Annotated in this window: 15 protein-coding genes; 8 read left to right on the top strand and 7 right to left on the bottom strand. The window is 73.6% G+C overall.

Annotated features, from left to right (window positions below; genetic code table 11):
• The first annotated feature begins 165 nt into the window (after positions 1-165).
• The 3 genes from panB to ACH4E8_RS11905 all read left to right on the top strand — a co-directional run bounded on the left by panB (position 166) and on the right by ACH4E8_RS11905 (position 3,042).
• Positions 166-1,026, top strand: coding sequence for a 3-methyl-2-oxobutanoate hydroxymethyltransferase (gene panB, locus ACH4E8_RS11915; RefSeq protein WP_398446892.1), 861 nt, complete (start codon positions 166-168; stop codon positions 1,024-1,026).
• 160 nt (positions 1,027-1,186) lie between these two features.
• Positions 1,187-2,200, top strand: coding sequence for an ATP-binding cassette domain-containing protein (locus tag ACH4E8_RS11910; RefSeq protein WP_398446890.1), 1,014 nt, complete (start codon positions 1,187-1,189; stop codon positions 2,198-2,200).
• Complete coding sequence (locus tag ACH4E8_RS11905) at positions 2,197-3,042, top strand: ABC transporter permease (RefSeq protein ID WP_398446888.1); 846 nt, start codon at positions 2,197-2,199, stop codon at positions 3,040-3,042. Before ACH4E8_RS11910 ends, ACH4E8_RS11905 begins: the two co-directional genes overlap by 4 nt.
• A 41-nt stretch (positions 3,043-3,083) precedes the next feature.
• Here the strand turns inward: ACH4E8_RS11905 and ACH4E8_RS11900 are convergent, their stop codons facing one another.
• Entirely contained in the window at positions 3,084-6,374 is a 3,291-nt protein-coding gene (locus ACH4E8_RS11900; protein WP_398446886.1) for an ATP-binding protein, read from the bottom strand.
• A 108-nt stretch (positions 6,375-6,482) separates the two neighbouring features.
• Here ACH4E8_RS11900 and ACH4E8_RS11895 point away from each other — a divergent pair, with 108 nt between their 5' ends.
• The gene (locus ACH4E8_RS11895; RefSeq protein WP_398446884.1) at positions 6,483-7,289 is read left to right on the top strand and encodes a site-2 protease family protein; all 807 of its coding nucleotides are present in this window, start codon (positions 6,483-6,485) and stop codon (positions 7,287-7,289) included.
• A 590-nt stretch (positions 7,290-7,879) separates the two neighbouring features.
• Here ACH4E8_RS11895 and ACH4E8_RS11890 read toward each other — a convergent pair.
• A complete protein-coding gene (locus tag ACH4E8_RS11890) occupies positions 7,880-9,157 on the bottom strand; it encodes an MFS transporter (RefSeq protein ID WP_398446882.1) in 1,278 nt (425 codons plus the stop codon).
• 82 nt (positions 9,158-9,239) lie between these two features.
• A complete protein-coding gene (locus ACH4E8_RS11885) occupies positions 9,240-9,845 on the bottom strand; it encodes a hypothetical protein (protein WP_398446880.1) in 606 nt (201 codons plus the stop codon).
• 90 nt (positions 9,846-9,935) lie between these two features.
• On the opposite strand from ACH4E8_RS11885, the gene npdG reads away from it, so the two are divergent.
• Both npdG and ACH4E8_RS11875 read left to right on the top strand, forming a co-directional pair.
• Positions 9,936-10,652 carry an NADPH-dependent F420 reductase gene (gene npdG, locus ACH4E8_RS11880; RefSeq protein WP_398446878.1) on the top strand — a complete coding sequence of 239 codons (717 nt, stop codon included), beginning with the start codon at positions 9,936-9,938 and terminating at the stop codon, positions 10,650-10,652.
• Positions 10,653-10,758: 106 nt separating this feature from the next.
• A complete protein-coding gene (locus tag ACH4E8_RS11875; protein WP_398446876.1) occupies positions 10,759-10,935 on the top strand; it encodes a hypothetical protein in 177 nt (58 codons plus the stop codon).
• Between the two features lie 170 nt (positions 10,936-11,105).
• Here the strand turns inward: ACH4E8_RS11875 and ACH4E8_RS11870 are convergent, their stop codons facing one another.
• Positions 11,106-11,321: a hypothetical protein gene (locus ACH4E8_RS11870; protein WP_398446874.1), complete on the bottom strand. Its 216-nt coding sequence runs from the start codon at positions 11,319-11,321 to the stop codon at positions 11,106-11,108.
• Between the two features lie 68 nt (positions 11,322-11,389).
• On the opposite strand from ACH4E8_RS11870, the gene map reads away from it, so the two are divergent.
• Together map and ACH4E8_RS11860 are read left to right on the top strand one after the other, a co-directional pair.
• Positions 11,390-12,247 (top strand): type I methionyl aminopeptidase, encoded by an 858-nt coding sequence (gene map / locus ACH4E8_RS11865; RefSeq protein ID WP_398446872.1) that lies wholly within the window; start codon positions 11,390-11,392, stop codon positions 12,245-12,247.
• Between the two features lie 177 nt (positions 12,248-12,424).
• Complete coding sequence (locus ACH4E8_RS11860; protein WP_398446870.1) at positions 12,425-13,090, top strand: heme oxygenase (biliverdin-producing); 666 nt, start codon at positions 12,425-12,427, stop codon at positions 13,088-13,090.
• A gap of 16 nt (positions 13,091-13,106) precedes the next feature.
• Here the strand turns inward: ACH4E8_RS11860 and ACH4E8_RS11855 are convergent, their stop codons facing one another.
• The 3 genes from ACH4E8_RS11855 to ACH4E8_RS11845 all read right to left on the bottom strand — a co-directional run bounded on the left by ACH4E8_RS11855 (position 13,107) and on the right by ACH4E8_RS11845 (position 17,121).
• Positions 13,107-13,871, bottom strand: a complete 765-nt coding sequence (locus tag ACH4E8_RS11855) for a PhzF family phenazine biosynthesis protein (protein WP_398446869.1) — start codon at positions 13,869-13,871, stop codon at positions 13,107-13,109.
• Positions 13,872-13,993: 122 nt separating this feature from the next.
• Positions 13,994-15,583 carry an HtaA domain-containing protein gene (locus ACH4E8_RS11850; protein WP_398446867.1) on the bottom strand — a complete coding sequence of 530 codons (1,590 nt, stop codon included), beginning with the start codon at positions 15,581-15,583 and terminating at the stop codon, positions 13,994-13,996.
• Positions 15,584-15,672: 89 nt separating this feature from the next.
• The gene (locus ACH4E8_RS11845) at positions 15,673-17,121 is read right to left on the bottom strand and encodes an HtaA domain-containing protein (RefSeq protein WP_398446865.1); all 1,449 of its coding nucleotides are present in this window, start codon (positions 17,119-17,121) and stop codon (positions 15,673-15,675) included.
• Positions 17,122-17,204: the final 83 nt, after the last annotated feature.

The following is a 17,204-nucleotide window of genomic DNA, read 5'->3' as shown; positions in this document are numbered from 1 at the left end:
ACACCGCACCCGGACCCCATCGGGTGCGGGCGGGTCGGGCACCTGACGTCACGGGGCGTCACCGAACGGCCCCCGGTCTTTTCACGGTGCGGCACGAAGTGCCACCATGGAGGTGATCCGGGGACGCCGTCAGGGCGCCACGAGATGACGTAAGGAGCCGCAGCCATGACGCTTCAGGCTGCCCAGAAGCCCGCAGACAGCAGCAAGGCGCTGTACGGGGGCAAGGGCACTCGCCGCATCACCGTCCACGACGTCGCCGCCGCCAAGGCCCGCGGCGAGAAGTGGCCCATGCTCACCGCCTACGACGCGATGACCGCGTCCGTCTTCGACGAGGCGGGCATCCCCGTCGTCCTCGTCGGCGACTCCATGGGCAACACCCACCTCGGGTACGACACCACCGTCCCGGTCACCATGGACGAGATGACGCTGCTGGCCGCCGCCGTGGTGCGGGGCACGCAGCGTGCCCTCGTCGTCGGCGACCTGCCGTTCGGTTCGTACCAGGAAGGCCCGGTACAGGCCCTGCGCAACGCCACCCGGCTGGTCAAGGACGCCGGTGTGGGGGCCGTGAAGCTGGAGGGCGGCGAGCGCTCGCTGCCGCAGACCGAGCTGATCGTCCAGGCCGGCATCCCCGTCATGTCCCACCTGGGCCTGACCCCGCAGTCCGTGAACACCATGGGCTACCGGGTGCAGGGCCGGGACGACGAGGCCGCGCACCGGCTGCTGCGGGACGCCAAGGCCGCCCAAGACGCGGGCGCCTTCGCCCTCGTGCTGGAACTGGTCCCCGCCGAGCTGGCCGCCGAGGTCACCCGCTCCCTGCACATCCCGACGATCGGGATAGGCGCCGGCCCCGACACCGACGCCCAGGTCCTGGTCTGGACCGACATGGCGGGCCTGACCGGCGGCAAGGTGCCCCGCTTCACCAAGCAGTACGCCGATCTGCGCCGCACCCTGGGCGACGCGGCGAAGGCGTTCGCCGACGACGTCGTGGGCGGCGCCTTCCCGCAGGAGGAGCACACCTTCCACTGAGGGCCGCAGCACCCCGAAGCCACCCCCGGCACAGACGACAGCCCGCCGATCTTCCCCCGTCGGCGGGCTGTCGGCCGTCCAAGGCCCCCGTCGGGCCCCGTCGGCCCCGTGTCGGCGGGCTGTCGGCGAGCTGTCGGCGGCTGCCGGCACCGTGGACGGCATGATGCGAAACGACAAGAACCCGCACGGCACCGGGGGCTCCGCCGTCGAGGTGCGGGGGCTGGTCAAGCACTACGGGGAGACGAAGGCGCTGGACGGCGTGGACCTCGACGTCCGCGAAGGCACCGTGCTCGGCGTGCTCGGCCCCAACGGTGCCGGCAAGACCACCCTCGTACGCTGCCTGTCCACCCTGATCGTCCCGGACGCCGGGACCGCGACCGTCGCCGGCTACGACGTGGTGCGCGAGCCCCGGGCGCTGCGCCGCACCATCGGGCTGACCGGGCAGTACGCCTCCGTCGACGAGAAGCTGTCCGGCTGGGAGAACCTGTACATGATCGGCCGGCTGCTGGACCTGTCGCGCAAGGACGCCCGGGCCCGCAGCGACGCGATGCTGGAGCGCTTCTCCCTCACCGAGGCGGCGAAGCGACCCGCCGCCCAGTACTCCGGCGGCATGCGGCGCCGGCTCGACCTGGCCGCGTCGATGATCGGGCGGCCCTCGGTGCTCTACCTCGACGAGCCGACCACCGGACTGGACCCGCGGACCCGCAACGAGGTGTGGGACGAGGTCCGCGCCATGGTCTTCGAGGGCGCCACGGTGCTGCTGACCACCCAGTACATGGAGGAGGCGGAGCAGCTCGCGCACGAGCTGACCGTCATCGACCGGGGCCGGGTCGTGGCCAGCGGCGGCGTGGAGGAGCTGAAGGCCAAGGTCGGCGGCCGGGCGCTGGTGGTGCGCCCGTCCGACCCGGCCGACCTGCCCGAGATGGCCCGGGCGCTGGCCGAGACCGGCCTCGACGGGATCAGCGGGGTGCGGACGGTGCCCGAGGAGGGGCAGTTGTACGTGCCGATCCTGGCCGACGTGCAACTGACCGCGGTCATCGGCCTGCTGGCCGACCGCGGCTTCGAGATCGCCCACATCGGCACCCACCTGCCGAGCCTTGACGAGGTGTTCCTGGCCATCACGGGAGAGAAGACGAGCGGGTCGCAGGCGGCCCTTGAGGAGGTCGCGGCATGAGCGCCACCACCACCAGCGAGCCCACCCGCACGGCGCCGGAGGCCGTCCCCCGCCCGGCGGGCGAGGGCCGCATCGGACTGCGCGCCAATCTGCGGCACATCGGAGCGCTGGCCCGCCGCAACACCATGCAGATCAAGCACGACCCGGAGTCGATGTTCGACGTCCTGCTGATGCCGATCATCCTCACGCTGCTGTTCGTGTACGTCTTCGGCGGCGCGATCTCCGGCGTGGGCAACCAGGAGGGCTACGTCAACTACGTCGTGCCCGGGCTGATGGCCATGATGGGCCTGACGATCGCCATGGCGGTCGGCTCGGGCGTCAACGACGACTTCAAGAAGGGCGTGATGGACCGCTTCCGGTCCATGCCGATCGCCCGTTCGTCCGTCTTGATCGCGAAGGTCGTGATCGAGGCCGGCCGGATGCTCGTCGCCATGGTCATCCTGCTGGGCATGGGCTTCCTGCTCGGCCTGGAGGTCGGGGGCTCCTTCCTCGCGCTGCTGGCCGCCATGGCGCTGTCGCTGCTCTTCGGGGCGTCGCTGATGTGGATCTTCATCCTGTTGGGCCTGACCCTGCGCACCGCGCAGGCCGTCCAAGGGATCGGGATGCTCATCCTGATGCCGCTGCAGTTCGGCTCGTCGATCTTCGCCCCGCCGGACACGATGCCCGGCTGGCTGGAGACGTTCACCGACTACAACCCGCTCTCCAACCTGGCGGACGCGGCTCGCGCCCTGATCAACGGCACCCCCGTCGGCAACTCGGTGTGGATGACGCTGACCTGGACGGCGGTGATCACCGCACTCACCGCGCCGCTCGCGGTCCGCAAGTTCCGCACCAAGGCGTGAGCGCGCCCCCGCCCCCGGTACGGGGGGCGCCGGGGACAAGCTCACACGAGGGCGACGGCCTCTTCGAGGGGGAGGCCGGCGCCCTCGGCGTGCGCGGCGGAGAACGCGTCGTCCCCGAGCAGGGCCCGTAGCCGCGCCACCACCGCCTCGTGCTGCTCCGCCTCGTGGCGCGGCATGGCGTAGTCCGGCATCCGCTGGGCGTCGGCCGCGCCGAGGATGCGGGCGGCGTCCGCGGCCCGCTCGGGGTGGAGCGCGGACAGCGCACCCGCGGTCGTGACGAGTTGGGGCGCGACCATGTGCGGGGCGACCACCCGGCACAGCGGTGTCAGCGCGCCGTCCAGGGCCCGGCGGGCGCCGGTCAGGGCCCGCTCGTGGTGGCCTTCGAGGTGGTCCAGCCAGGCGAGGAAGCCGCTCACCATGTCCTCGAAGGCGACGAGCACGCTGGCCTGGAAGTGGCCCAGCACCTGGGTCATCAGCTCCCGTGACTCCGCGGTCCGGCCGGTCCTGCCGAGCCACAGCCCGAGCACGATCCGGGCCACGGCGCTGGCCTCGTGGAAGTCGACGTCGTGGCCGGCGACGACCTCGCGGAGGATCGCCTCGCCCCGGGCGCCCTCCTCGGGGCCGAGCTCCATCAGCGCGCCGCCGAGCCGGGCCCGCAACACCGCGACCTGGCCGCTGGCGCCGATCCGCTCGGCGCGCTCGACGGCGGCGGCGAAGTCGTCGGCGGCTTCGGCGTAGTCGCCGCGCCGCTCCCGCGCCTCCGCGCGGGCGGACAGCGCCTCGGCCAGGCCCCAGGAGTCGCCGAGCCGGTGGAAGATCTCCAGCGCCTCGTCCGCGTCGCGGATGGCGTCGCCGGCCCAACGGGTCCGGTTGGCGAGGACGTTGGCCCGGGTCTCCAGCGCGGACGCCAGCTCCCACTCGTGTCCGGGCAGGGCCCGGCTGGTCCGTACGGTGCCGTTGAGCACCGCTTCGAGGTCTGCCAGGTCCCCGGTGAGCAGGACGGCGAAGAACCACATGGACGCCGGGTGGCGGCAGATCTGCGGCAGGCCGTCGTGGTAGACGCGGGTGACCCGGCGCAGTCGGTCCATGCCGTCGGGCGAACTCCACACCTCCATGTCGCGGTTGATCACCACCATGCGCAGCATGTCGTTGCTGCGGCGGGCCTCGGCGAGCAGGTGGGGCGGCCAGGGCGGGGGGAGGTCGGTGGGGCGTTCGTGGACGGGCTCGGCGGGGCCGCAGTCCGGGCCGAAGGGGTCGGGGCCCAGTTCGCGGGCGGCCCCGGTCCATTGGCGGGTCTCGGTCCGCAGGTCCTTCATCTGCCAGTACCAGGTGAGGGACAGCACGAGGGAGAGGACTTCTTGTTCCTCGCGGGCGGCGACGGCGCGGCGCAGCGCGGTGCGCAGGTTCTCGTACTCCAGGTCGAGCAGGGTGAGCGCGGCCTGCTGGTCGGGGCCGCGCAGCAGGGGGTCGGTGACGCGGGCCAGCTCCCGGTAGTGGACGAGGTGGCGGCGCTCCACCGGGGTGCGTTCGCCGGAGTGGTCGAGGTGTTCGGCGGCGTATTCGGCGACGGTCTCCAGGAGTCGGTAGCGCATGCCGGCCGCGTCGTCGGGCACCGCGACGACCAGCGACTTGTCGACCAGCGCCGCCAGTGCGTCCAGCACGTCGCCCGCCGCGGGCAGGTCCGGGCCGCACACCGCCTCCGCGGCCGGCAGCGCACACCCGCCGGCGAACACGGACAGCCGCCGCAGCACGGTGCGTTCGGCCTCGTCCAGCAGGTCCCAGGACCAGTCGACAACGGCCCGCAGGGTCTGCTGCCGGGGCAGTACGGTACGGCTGCCGCTGGTCAGCAGCCGGAAGCGGTCGTCCAGCCGGTCCGCGATCTGGCGCGGCGCGAGCGCCCGCAGCCGCGCCGCGGCCAGCTCCACCGCCAGCGGCAGCCCGTCGAGGCGCCGGCAGATCTCCGCGCACGCCGCGGGGTCGTCCGCCACCCGGAACCCCGGGCGCGCCGCCGCGCCCCGGTCCGCGAGCAGCTTCAGCGCCACGTCCTGCGGCAGCGGGTCGACGGGCCGCGCCACCTCCCCCGGCACCCCCAACGGCTCACGACTGGTCGCGAGCACGGTGACGTCGGGGCAGTCGCTGAGGAGGCGTTCCACCAGGGCGGCCGTGGCGCCCACCACGTGCTCGCAGTTGTCGACGATCAGCAGCATCCGGCGCCGGGCGCACAGTTCGACCAGCCGCCGCAGCGGTTCGTCCTTCGCCCCTTCGGCGACCCTGATCTCTTCGGCGCCGGCGCCGCGCAGGACGGGTCCGCGCGCGCCGAGCGCGGCGAGGACGGCTTCGGGCACGGTCTCCGGGTCGTTCACGGGCGCGAGCTCCACCAGCCACACGCCGTCGGGGTGGTCGGCCGCGACCCGCTCCCCCGCCTCCTGCGAGAGCCGGGTCTTGCCGGACCCGCCGGGGCCGAGCAGGGTCACGAGCCGGGCGCCGCGCAGATCGTCGCGGAGGGCCGCGATGTAGTCCTCCCGGCCGACGAAGGACGTCAACCGGGCGCGGAGGTTGCCGCGCGGGGCGGCCGGGGGCGCGGGGGTCCGTACGGGCACGGGCGCCTGCTCCGCGGGGGCCAGCAGCTCGCGGTGCAGGGCGATCAGCTCCGGGCCCGGGTCGGCGCCCAGCCGCTCCGCGAGGGAGCGGCGCAGTTCCTCGTACGCGTCGAGGGCGCGGGCGGGCCGGCCGGCGGCCCGCAGCGCGCGGATGTGCAGGGCGTGCAGGGGTTCGTCGATGGGGTGCGCGGTGCACAGGGAGGCCAGCTCCGGCAGGGTCTCCTCGGCCCGCCCCAGCGCCGTGAGCGCGGTCAGCCTGGTCCGTACGGCCGCCAGCCTGCGGTCCTCCAGCCGGGCGGCGTCCGCGCCGCCGTCCGGGAGGTCCGCGAGCGCGGGTCCGCGCCACAGCGCGAGCGCGTCGTCCGCGACGTCCAGCGCCTTCGCGGCGTCCCCGTCGTCCAGCGCGCGCCGCCCCTCGCCCGCGAGCCGGGTGAAGCGGTGCAGGTCCACGTCGTCCGGGTCGACGTCGAGGCGGTAGCCGCCGCCGTCGGAGACCACGGCGTCCGCGCCGACGGTGCGCCGCAGCCGGCCCACGAGGGCCTGGAGGGCGCCGGTCGCGTCCGCGGGCGGGTCGCCGTCCCACACCTCGTCGACGAGCGACGCCACGGGCACCGCCCGGCCGGCACGCAGTGCCAACACGGCGAGTAGCGCACGCAGCCGCGCGCCGCCGATCGTGACGGGCGCGCCGTCGTCGTCATGGACCTCGGTGGTGCCGAGCAGCGAGTAGCGCACCCGTTCATTGTCCCTAACGGCTTCTCCGGCTCCGTCGGGGTACGGACGCGGGGGCGCCGCGCCGGGTACGGTCGGTGCGCACGCCGTCACGCCACAGGAGTCGCACCCATGACCCACACCGCTTCCCGCCGCAGCGGTCGGGGCATCAGCCCCGTCTTCCTCGGGATCGTCGCGATCGGGGCGGTCTCCGGGTGGGCCGTGTGGACGGACTTCGGGAAGACCGCCGGGGTCGCGGTCTTCCTCTTCGTCACCGCGGCGTGGGTGGTCTCGCTCTGCCTGCACGAGTACGCGCACGCCCGCGCGGCCTTGCACAGCGGGGACGTCACCATCGCCGACAAGGGCTATCTGACGCTCAATCCGCTCGCCTACACGCACGCGTTGACCAGCGTGATCCTGCCGGTCCTCTTCGTGATCCTGGGCGGCATCGGCCTGCCGGGCGGCGCGGTCTTCATCGAACGCGGCCGGATCCGGGGCCGCTGGCGGCACAGCCTGATCTCGGCGGCGGGCCCGCTGACGAACGCGCTCTTCGCTGCGGTGTGCACGGCGCCGTTCTGGCTGGGCGGGCTGGACGGCGTCCCCGTCCTCTTCCAGTTCGCCCTGGGTTTCCTGGCGCTGCTCCAGATCACCGCGGCGATCCTGAACCTGCTGCCGGTGCCGGGGCTGGACGGCTACGGGGTGGTCGAACCCTGGCTCTCCCCCGGCGTCCGCCGCCGCGTGGAGCCGATGGCGCCGTACGGCCTGCTGGTGGTGTTCGCCCTGCTCTTCTTCGTCCCGGAGGTGAACCGGGCGTTCTTCGACCTGGTGGACGCGGTGCTTCGGGGGCTGGGCGTGAGCGACCTGGAATCGAGCTGCGGCTACGAGTACTACCAGTTCTGGCGCGGCGAAAACCCGGCGTGCGCCTCCTGGCTCCCCTGACCCGCACCCCCTCCCGGGGCGGCCCCCTGCGGGTGCGCTTGCCGTGTGCGACCCGGTGGTGAGTTCCTCGCGCAGTGTCCCCGCGCCCCTGACGTACTCGCCGTTCCCCTGCGGGAGCGTCGGTCTCTGCGGCCCGGTGGTGGGCTGGTCGCGCAGTGTCCCCGCGCCCCTGGGTTGCCCCGGCAGGCGGGCGCGGGAGCAGTGAGCTCACGCCCCCGCAGGGCGTGGCTTTTCAGGGGCGCTGGGGGTCCCACCACGCCCTCCGGGCGTAGGGGGCGGAACTGCAAGAGCAACCACGGTGCAGCCGCAGAGACCAACGCTCCCGCGGAGGAACGGCGAGTACGTCAGGGGCGCGGGGACACTGCGCGACCAGCCCACCACCGGGCCGCGGGGATCAACGCTCCCGCAGGGGAACGGCGGGTGGTGCATTTAGGGGCGCGGGGACACTGCGCGAGAAACCCACCACCGGGCCGCGGTGACCAACGCTCCCGCAGGGGAACGGCGACTACGTCAGGGCGCAGAGGCCCCAGCGCCCAGAGGGCGGAACTGCGCGCGAACCCACCACCAGGCCGCAGGCGGTGACGCGCGGGCTACCGGGGGGCGGCTTCTTTCTCGGCGCGACGGCGTTGGGCGTCGGGGTCCGTCGACGCGTCGTACGCCACCAGCTTCGGCATCGCCGCCGCCAACGCGCCCACCACCGCCACGCACGCCACGCCCCCCGCCCACACCGCCGGCCGCGTACCCGTCCAACCGGCCATCGCACCCGCCCTGACCTGGCCCATCTGCGGGCCCACGCTGTAGGACAGCACCTCGATGCCCGCGAGGCGGCCCCGGAGGCCGTCCGGGATGGTCTGGTTCCATATCGTGCTGCGGGCCAGGCCGCTGAGCATGTCGCCGGCGCCCGCGAACGCCAGCGCCAGCAGCACCAGCCAGACGTTGTCGAACACGCCCGCCGCCACGATCCCCAGCCCCCACGCCACCGCGCCGTAGACCAGCAGCAGACCGTGCCGCTGGACGCGCGAGGTCCAGCCGCTCGTCAGGCTGAGGGCGACCGAGCCGACCGCGATCGAGGCGTACATCAGGCCCAGCGACCACTCCGCGCCCAGGTCGTCCGCGAGGAAGGGGAAGATCGCCATCGGCGCGGAGAGCACCATGGCCAGCAGGTCGATCGCGTACGTACCCATCAGCACCGGCCGTGACCAGGCGTACCGCGCGCCCTCTGCGATGCCGCGCAGCGACGGCCGCTCCGCGTCGCCCGCCGCCGGCGAGGGCGCCAGCCGCAGACACAGCGCGACGGAGACGGCGAAGGTGAGGATGGTGATGCCGTACGCCGTGGCGTGGCCCGAGTACGCCACCACCACGCCCGCCAGCGACGGCCCGAGGATGCCGCCCGCCTGCCAGCGCAGGGCGTTCAGCGCGGCGGCCGCGGCGAGTTGGTCGTGCGGCACGATGCGGGCGATCAGCGAGTCCAGCGCCGGCCGCTGGAGCCCGGCGAGCGCGGAGACGCCGGCCGCGACCACGTACAGCGGCCACAGCATCGGATCGGGCAGCAGCGAGTTCACCAGCAGCACCAGCGCCAGCAGGCCGAGCCCCGCCTCCGTCCACAAGATGACCTTGCGGCGGTCCATCGCGTCCGCGAGCGCGCCGCCGTAGAGGCCGAACACCATCAGCGGCACCAACTCGACGGCGCCCATGGCGCCCACCGCGAGCGGCGATTCGGTGAGGTCCTTGATCTGGAGCGGCAGGGCGATCATCGCCATGAAGCTGCCGAAGTAGGTGATCAGCCCCTGGCCCCACAGCAGCCGGAAGTCCCGGGAGGAGTGCCAGGGGGAGAGGTCGGGGAGTATCGCGGAGAGCTTGGACGCCACAGCCGCTCATCGTCAGGGCGATCGGACGGTGCGGGCAAACGATTTTCCCGCGGCACGTGCTCCGAGCCGCCGGGACCACTGCTCACCAGCGTTCCGGCGGCGGCGAGGTGAGCTGGTCCACCAGTCGGGACACCCGGTCCCGGAAGTGGCGGCTGCCTCGCGCCACCGGCAGTCCGTTCTCCCCCGCCGCCGCGCTCACCAGGTGCTGCACCGTGTCCAGGTCCACTTCGTCGCGCTCCGGACAGACCGACAGGTGCTCGTGCGCCAGCCCTCGGACGTCCGCGTCGCCGCCGTCCAGCGCGAGCACGGTCGCCCCGCCGCGCCGGGCGTCGTGGACCCGCTCCAGCAGCGCTCCGCCCGGGCTGGCCGGGGCCACCAGCAGCAGCGTTTCACCACGGCGCACGCCGTGCAGCCGGTCCAGGCCCACCGCCAGGTGCGGCGGGGCGCCGGGGCGGGTGTCGTGGCGCACCAGGGTCGGCGTCAACTCGGGCCGCCCCGACCAGGCCGCCTCGTCCACCAGGTGCGCGGCCAGGTGCCACGGCTCGTACTCCGCCGTCCCCACCAGCAGCAGTCCGCCGCCGCGCGGGACCACGGACGACCGGAGGACCCCGGCGAACCGTCGGGCGGCGGCGGGCCAGTGCGTGCCCGCCAGGACCTCGCGCAGCAGCGCGACGCGTACGGCATCCATGGCCCCGCATCCTGGAGCACGCACCGGCGGGGCGGGGACCCGTTCGAGGGGGACTCACCCGTACGTGTACCTGCCAGTAGGGTCGGGCGCATGACTTCCACTGACAACAACGCCGGCGCCCCCGCCGCAGCCGCCCCCAAGGACCCCTGGGAACTGCCGGACGTTTCCGGGCTCGTCGTCGGCGTCCTCGGCGGCACCGGCGACCAGGGCCGCGGGCTGGCTCACCGGCTCGCCAAGGCCGGCCAGAAGGTGATCATCGGCTCCCGCGCGGCGGAGCGCGCGGAGGCCGCGGCGGCCGAGTTGGGCCTCGGCGTCGAGGGCGCCGACAACTCCGAGTGCGCGCGCCGCAGCGACGTGGTGATCGTCGCCGTGCCGTGGGACGGCCACGCCAAGACGCTCCAGGCGCTGCGGGACGACCTCGTGGGCAAGCTGGTGATCGACTGCGTGAACCCGCTCGGCTTCGACAAGAAGGGCGCGTACGCGCTCAAGCCGGACGAGGGCAGCGCCGCGGAGCAGGCGGCCGCGCTGCTGCCGGAGTCGCGGGTGACCGCGGCGTTCCACCACCTGTCCGCGGTACTGCTCCAGGACGAGTCCATCGACGAGATCGACACGGACGTGATGGTGCTCGGCGAGTCCCGCGCCGACACGGACCTCGTCCAGGCGCTGGCGGGCCGCATCCCCGGCATGCGCGGCGTCTTCGCCGGCCGGCTGCGCAACGCGCACCAGGTGGAGTCGCTGGTCGCCAATCTGATCTCGGTGAACCGCAGGTACAAGGCGCACGCGGGGCTGCGGGTCACCGACGTGTGAGCGACGGCGGGGCATGGGGGACACTGGACCGGGCGTCCGACGCACGCCGCGTGGCGCTGCGTCGCGTCGCCCCTCGATCCACCAGGACCCGACAGGAGCCGACCCCATGCCCCGCCTCGCCGTCTACTCCCTCGCCGTCTGCGCGCTCGCCGTGGCCGCGGCGGTGATCTCCTTCGTCCAGGGCATGTGGATCGGGGTGGTGTGGGTGCTGCTGGCGGGGTTGTCGTCGAACATGGCGTGGTACTACATCCGCCGCGGAAAGGTCCGTGCGGACGCGAGCTGATCCGGGGGGGGGTGCGCTTCCCCCTGCGGGGTGCGTTGCTGTGGTGCGGCCCGGTGGTGGGTTTCTCGCGCAGTGTCCCCGCGCCCCTGACATACCCGCCGATTCCCTGCGGGAGCGTTGGTCACCGCGGGCCGCAGACGGCAACGCTCCCGCAAGGGAGGGCGCGGGGGCTACTTCGGTGGGGGCTCGTGCCAGCGGGGGTCCTCGTCCCATTCCTCGTTGCGTTCCCGCGCGGTCTCCATCGCGTGGGACGCCTCCTTCGGTGACCCGTACGGCCCCATCCGGTCCTTCGCCGGACACTCCGGCCCCTCCTCGACCTTCTGGTGCTTCAGGCAGTAGTACCACTCGCCCGGCTTCCCGACCGTCCGCCGCTTGAACAGCGCCATCACCAACGCCTCCCTACTTCCTTCTCGCTCCCCATGCTGCCCCACGAGCCGTGGTTAGACTCGCTGACATGTCTGGCCAGTCACTGCTCGTGCCGGGTGAGCTCTCCCCCACCCGCCCCGTTCCCGCCGCCGTCAAGCGTCCCGAGTACGTCGGGAAGCCCGCACCGACGCCCTACACCGGGCCGGAGGTGCAGGACCCCGAGACGGTCGAGCGGATGCGCGTCGCGGGCCGCATCGCCGCCCGCGCCATGGCGGAGGCCGCGAAGCACATCGCGCCCGGCGTCACCACGGACGAATTGGACCGGGTCGCGCACGAGTTCCTGTGCGACCACGGCGCGTATCCGTCGACCCTGGGCTACCGGGGCTTCCCCAAGTCGCTGTGCACCTCGGTGAACGAGGTGATCTGCCACGGCATCCCGGACTCCACGGTGCTGCGCGACGGCGACATCGTGAACCTGGACGTGACGGCGTACATCGGCGGCGTCCACGGCGACAACAACGCCACGTACCTCTGCGGCGACGTGGACGAGGAGTCCCGACTGCTGGTGGAGCGCACCCGGGAGTCGCTGAACCGCGCGATCAAGGCGGTGAAGCCGGGCCGGCAGATCAACGTCATCGGGCGGGTCATCGAGTCGTACGCCAAGCGCTTCGGGTACGGCGTGGTGCGGGACTTCACGGGCCACGGGATCAACTCCTCGTTCCACTCCGGGCTGATCGTCCCGCACTACGACGCCCCGCACGCCACCACCGTCATCCAGCCGGGCATGACGTTCACGATCGAGCCGATGCTGACGCTGGGGACGCACGAGTACGACATGTGGGACGACGGCTGGACCGTGGTCACCAAGGACCGGAAGCGGACCGCGCAGTTCGAGCACACACTGGTGGTGACGGAGACGGGCACCGAGATCCTGACGCTCCCCTGACCGCCGGGGGGCGGGAAATCTCCGAAGACGGAGACGGGACGGGTTTTACCGACAGCACGTCGGGAACACATTGACTTAGGTAAGCCTAAGTAGAGAGAATCGGTGCTGGCAACAGCCGTGGGCCGCTGCCGTCAGTCCTGTCCGTCTCCGCCCTTCCCCTCGCCCCGGAGGTCCGCCGTGGACGCCACCGCCGCTCCCGCCCCCTTCTCCCAGCTGCTGCGCTCCGCCACGCACGACAAGCACGACGAGGCGAACGCCTCCCCCTTCATAGGCCACCTGCTCGCCGGACAGCTCGGCATCGAGGCGTACGCGCGCTACACCGAGCAGCTCTGGTTCGTGTACAAGGCGCTGGAGGAGGCCGCGGAGGCGCTGCGGGACGACCCGGTCGCCGGCCCGTTCGTGCGGGACGAGCTGATGCGGACCGCCGAGTTGGAGCGCGACCTCATGCACCTGCGGGGCGAGCGCTGGTGGGAGGGCGCCCGGCCGCTGCCCGCGACGGCGGCGTACGTCGCCCGGATCGCGGAGTGCGCGCGGACCTGGCCCGCGGGCTACGTGGCGCACCACTACACCCGGTACCTGGGCGACCTCTCCGGCGGCCAGGTCATCCGCGACCAGGCCGAGAAGACGTGGGGCTTCAGCCGCAAGGGCGACGGGGTGCGGTTCTACGTGTTCGAGCGGATATCCAACCCGGCCGCGTTCAAGCGCACGTACCGCGCACTGTTGGACGCGGTGGAGGCGGACGACCTGGAGAAGCAGAGGATCGTGGACGAGTGCCGGCGCGCCTTCGACTACAACAGCGCGCTGTTCTGGGAGCTGAACGAGGCGTACCCGCTCAGCGCCTGACCCGCACCGCCCCGGCTCAGTTCATCGACCGCAGCGCCTCCGCCACGCTCAGCCGGCGCGCGGGCACCGCGGCCGGCGGGGGCACCGGCACCAGCACCGGCGCCTGGGACACCAGGCGCACCCGCCCGCCGAGTTCGACCTCGCCACCGGGGCCGGGGGCCGTCAGGATCTGCGACCCCCGGCCCTGAGTGATGTTCAGGGCCCGGCCCAGCCGGTCGGTGAGCACCAGGGCCGCGGCGCCCGTCGCCTCGTCCTCCTCAGCCCCGTCCCCGGCTGCCGCACCCGGGGGGCGGAACGCCCTGGCCCGTACCCGGCCCGCGGCCTCCTCCTCCCAGGCCCAGGCGTACCACCACTGCCCCGACGCCGCCCCGGCCGGCGGCCCGGCGAGCGCGTCGACCTCGGCGGGTGCGGCGTACTGCGCGAGCGTGCACGGCGGCGCCCAGTCGGCGCGGACCGTGATCCAGGTGAACTCCCCGTCGCTGCGCCCCCACACGGGGCCGGGCGGCGGGTTCAGCTCTTCCAGGTCGAGCAGCCAGGCGGCGCCGATCAGGGCGGCGGCGGCGAAGGGGAGCCGTCGGCCGGGGGCGTGGACGTCGACGAATCCGCGCTCGGGGTCGTCGACGAACACGGTCTCGCCGCGGCCCACTTCGGCGGCGAGCGCCTGTCGGGCCTCGGGGCCGCGGTGGCGGCGGGCGTCGCGGACGACCGAGACGGCGTTCCCGTGCCGGCCGGCGGCGGAGCAGAAGACGTGCAGCACGTCCAACTGGTCGCGTTCGTTCACCCCGGCATTGAAGCACCGCACGGCGGTGCTGCGCACACGTGTCGGCACACGCGTCAACGGCGGGACGGCGCCGGCACGTTGGATGCCGGGCCGTCCCGCCGGGGCGGTGACGGGGTGCGGGGTCAGCCGGTGGCGCCCCGCTGGCCGCGGCGGCGGGCCAGGGCGACCGCGCCCGCGCCGGCCGCGGCGATGCCCGCTGCGGCGGCCAGCAGCCCGGTCACCGGGACGTCGGCGCCGGTGTTGGCGAGGGCGCCGCCCGTACCGCCGCCGACCGCGCCGCCCACGGAACCGTCCGCCGCGCCCGAGACGGTGCCGCCGACCGAACCGCCGCCGACGGCGCCGCCCACGGAGCCTCCGCCGGTCGTGCCGCCGGACGAGGAGCCACCGGAAGCGGAGCCGCCCGAGGAGGAGCCGCCGGAGGTGGCGTCGGGCAGTTTCACCGACTTGTCGAGGGCGACCGCGAGGTTCACCTTGTCGAGTTCTTCGCCCGGCTGGTACATGCCGCTGAACGCCTTGCTGCCGTCCGCGGTGAGCTTCGCGGGCACGCCGGTCAACTGCACCAGCTTGTCCTTGGCCGTCAGCGCGTTCGCGGGGAAGGTGAGGGTGGCGAGCCCCAGGTCGTTGTGGGTGGAGACCTTGCCGGTGGTCTTGTCCTTGGTGGACACGTCGGCGAGCAGCGTGCCCTTGGCGCCCGCCACCCGGACCTTGAGGTCGCTGAGCTTCAGGTCGAGCAGGTAGTTGCCCTGGATCTCGTGGCCGAGGAAGCGCACGCCGCCGTCGAAGGAGGCGTCGAGGGACTTCTTGGCCGGGTCGAAGGTGCCCTTGCCCTTGGGGAAGCGGAACCCGGCGGCGTTGGTCTTGGCGCCGCCGGAGACCTCGATCTTGCCCTTGGCCATGCCGGTGGTGACGTACGAGCGGAAGCGCTCCTTGACGCCCCAGTCGAGGTTGCCGTCGACGATCGTGCCGTCGGACGCCGCGGGCGGGTCGCTCGGCTTGCCCGACGGGTCGGGCGAGGGCTTCGTCGGCTCGGGCTCCGGTTCCGGCTCGGGGTCGGGCGAGGGGCGGTTCGGCATCTCGGCCTTCACCGTGAGGGTGACGGCGTCCAGTTCCTCGCCCGCCTCGTACATCCCGAGGGCCGTGGCGCCCTCGGCGGTGAGGGTCGCCGGGATGTCCTTGAAGACCATGGCGCCGCCGGCGCCCTGCCCGGGCGACTTGCCCGTCAGGTCGAGCGCTGCGACCTGCACGTCCTGCTGGGTCGCACCCTTGGCGGTGACGTCCGCGGTGACGAAGCCGCTGGTGCGGTTGGTGGTCAGCTTCAGGTCGGCAAGCCCGATCGTGTAGCCGTACTTGGTGGCGTCGAAGGTGACGGAGCCCTTGAACGCGGTCCGCACGCCGTGCGTGGACATGTCGTACGCGCCCGTGCCGCCGGTGAAGGCGAACGGGCCGTTGCCGGCGGCCTGTCGGGCGCCGTCGGCGACCGTGATGGTCCCCTCCGAGCGCTCGACGACGTGCTTGCGGAAGGACTCCTTGAATCCCCAGTCGAGCGTGCCTTCCTTCAGCTCGTAGGAGGGCGCGGACGAGGACGAGGACGCGGCGGTGGGCCGCGCGTCGCTGCCGGCTGCGAAGGCGGGCAGGCTCAGGGCGGTGGCCCCGAGCGCGACCGCGGTGGCGGTCGCGGCGGCCACGGTCAGGGGGCGCCTTGTTGCTGACATCGGGTTCTGCTCCTGCGGGTCGGGGGAGGTGGTTTTCCGGGGGGTGGCGCCGGCCGAGGGGCGGCCGGTCGGGCGCGGCTGACCGGGGGTCAGCCGGCTGTGGTGTCGGTCGCGGTGTCGTTGGTCGCGCGCCGGCGGCGCACGACCACGAAGGCGAGCGCGAGGGCGGCGATCAACACGCCCGCGCCGATGGCGAGGTACGTCGCCGTGCTGGAGGAGGACGACGTGGCCGAAGCGGCGGCCGGGGCGGCGTCGGAGGCGGCCGGAGCGGGCGTCGACGGGGGCGGGGTCGCGGCGCCCGCGTCGCTGCCCAGGTCGGGCAGGGCGGGCAGCTTCGCCTTGGCGTCGACGGCGACCGCGAGCGAGACCGGGTCCATCTCGGTGCCGGCCTTGTACATGTTCCCGAACGCCTTGGCGCCTTCGGCGGTGAGCGTCGCCGGGGCTTCGGTGAGCGTCGCCAGGCCATCCTTCGGCGCGAAGTCCTTGGCCGCGAAGGTGACCAGGGGCACCGCCTTCGTGGTGGCGCCGGCGCTGACGACGTCGGCGCTCAGGGTGCCCGTGCCGCCCGTGACCTTCGCGGTGACCTGGCCGAGGGTCAGGTCCAGGTTCGCCCCGGTGAAGCGGACGGAGCCGGCGAAGGAGGCGTCGAGGGTCTGCTTCCGGGCGTCGTACGCACCGGTGCCCTTCGGGAAGCGGAAGAGGGCGCCGCCGTCCTGCGCGCCGTCGGCGAGGGTCCACTTGCCCTGGGCGATCGAGCCGGTGACGTACTCGCGGAAGGTGCGGCGCACGCCCCAGTCCACGGCGGCGTCCCGGACCGCGCCCTGCGCCGCGTCCTCGGCGCCCGGGGTGCCCTTCGTCGCGCCGCCGGCCGACGGCTGCGGCTGCTTCGGCCGTTCCTGCCGCGGCGGGGCCGCGTTCACCAGATCGACGCTGAGGCTGATCGGGTCCAGCGCGGTGCCGGCGGTGTAGAAGCCGGCGAAGGCGGTGGCGCCTTGGGCGGTCAGGGTGGCGGGGACGCCTGCGAGCCGGATCGGGCCGCTGCCGCCCTTCATGTTGACGCCGGCGAGGTTGAGGGAGGCGAAGGGGACCTGGGAGGTCGAGGTCACCTTGCCGGTGCCCCTGGCCTTGCTGACCATGTCGACGTGGAGGGTGCCGCGGCCGCCCGCGATCCGCACGGTGGGACGGCTCACCGACAGGTCGAGCTCGTGGCTGCCGCTCGGCGTGCGGTGGCCGGTGAAGTGCACCCCGCCGCCGAATCGGGCCTCGAAGGCGCCCGTGGCCGGGTCGTACGACCCCTTGGCGGAGTGGAAGCGGAACTGGCCGGCGCCGACCGTGGCCGCGCCCGACGTCAACCGGTAACCGCCGCTCGCGATCGGCCCGGTGACGTACGTCTGGAAGGACTTCTTGATGCCCCAGTCGAGCCTGCCGCCCTGCACCGCGCTCTCCGCCGCGTGGGCGGCGGTGGCCGGCAGCAGGGCGCCGAGCAGGGCCGTGAGCAACGCCACGGCGAAGGCTCGGGCCGTTCGGTACGGCGGCATGGGTCCCTCCAGGGGTACGGCGTCGGGCGCTCGGGCGCACGGCCGAAGTCGGGGTTCGGCAAGTCGGGTTCGGGTGGCCGGGT

It is taken from the genome of Streptomyces sp. NPDC017979 (genome assembly GCF_044328175.1).
Lineage (GTDB): Bacteria > Actinomycetota > Actinomycetes > Streptomycetales > Streptomycetaceae > Streptomyces.
Note: the sequence above shows the minus strand (reverse complement) of the source record. Positions and strands in the feature narration are given on the sequence as shown.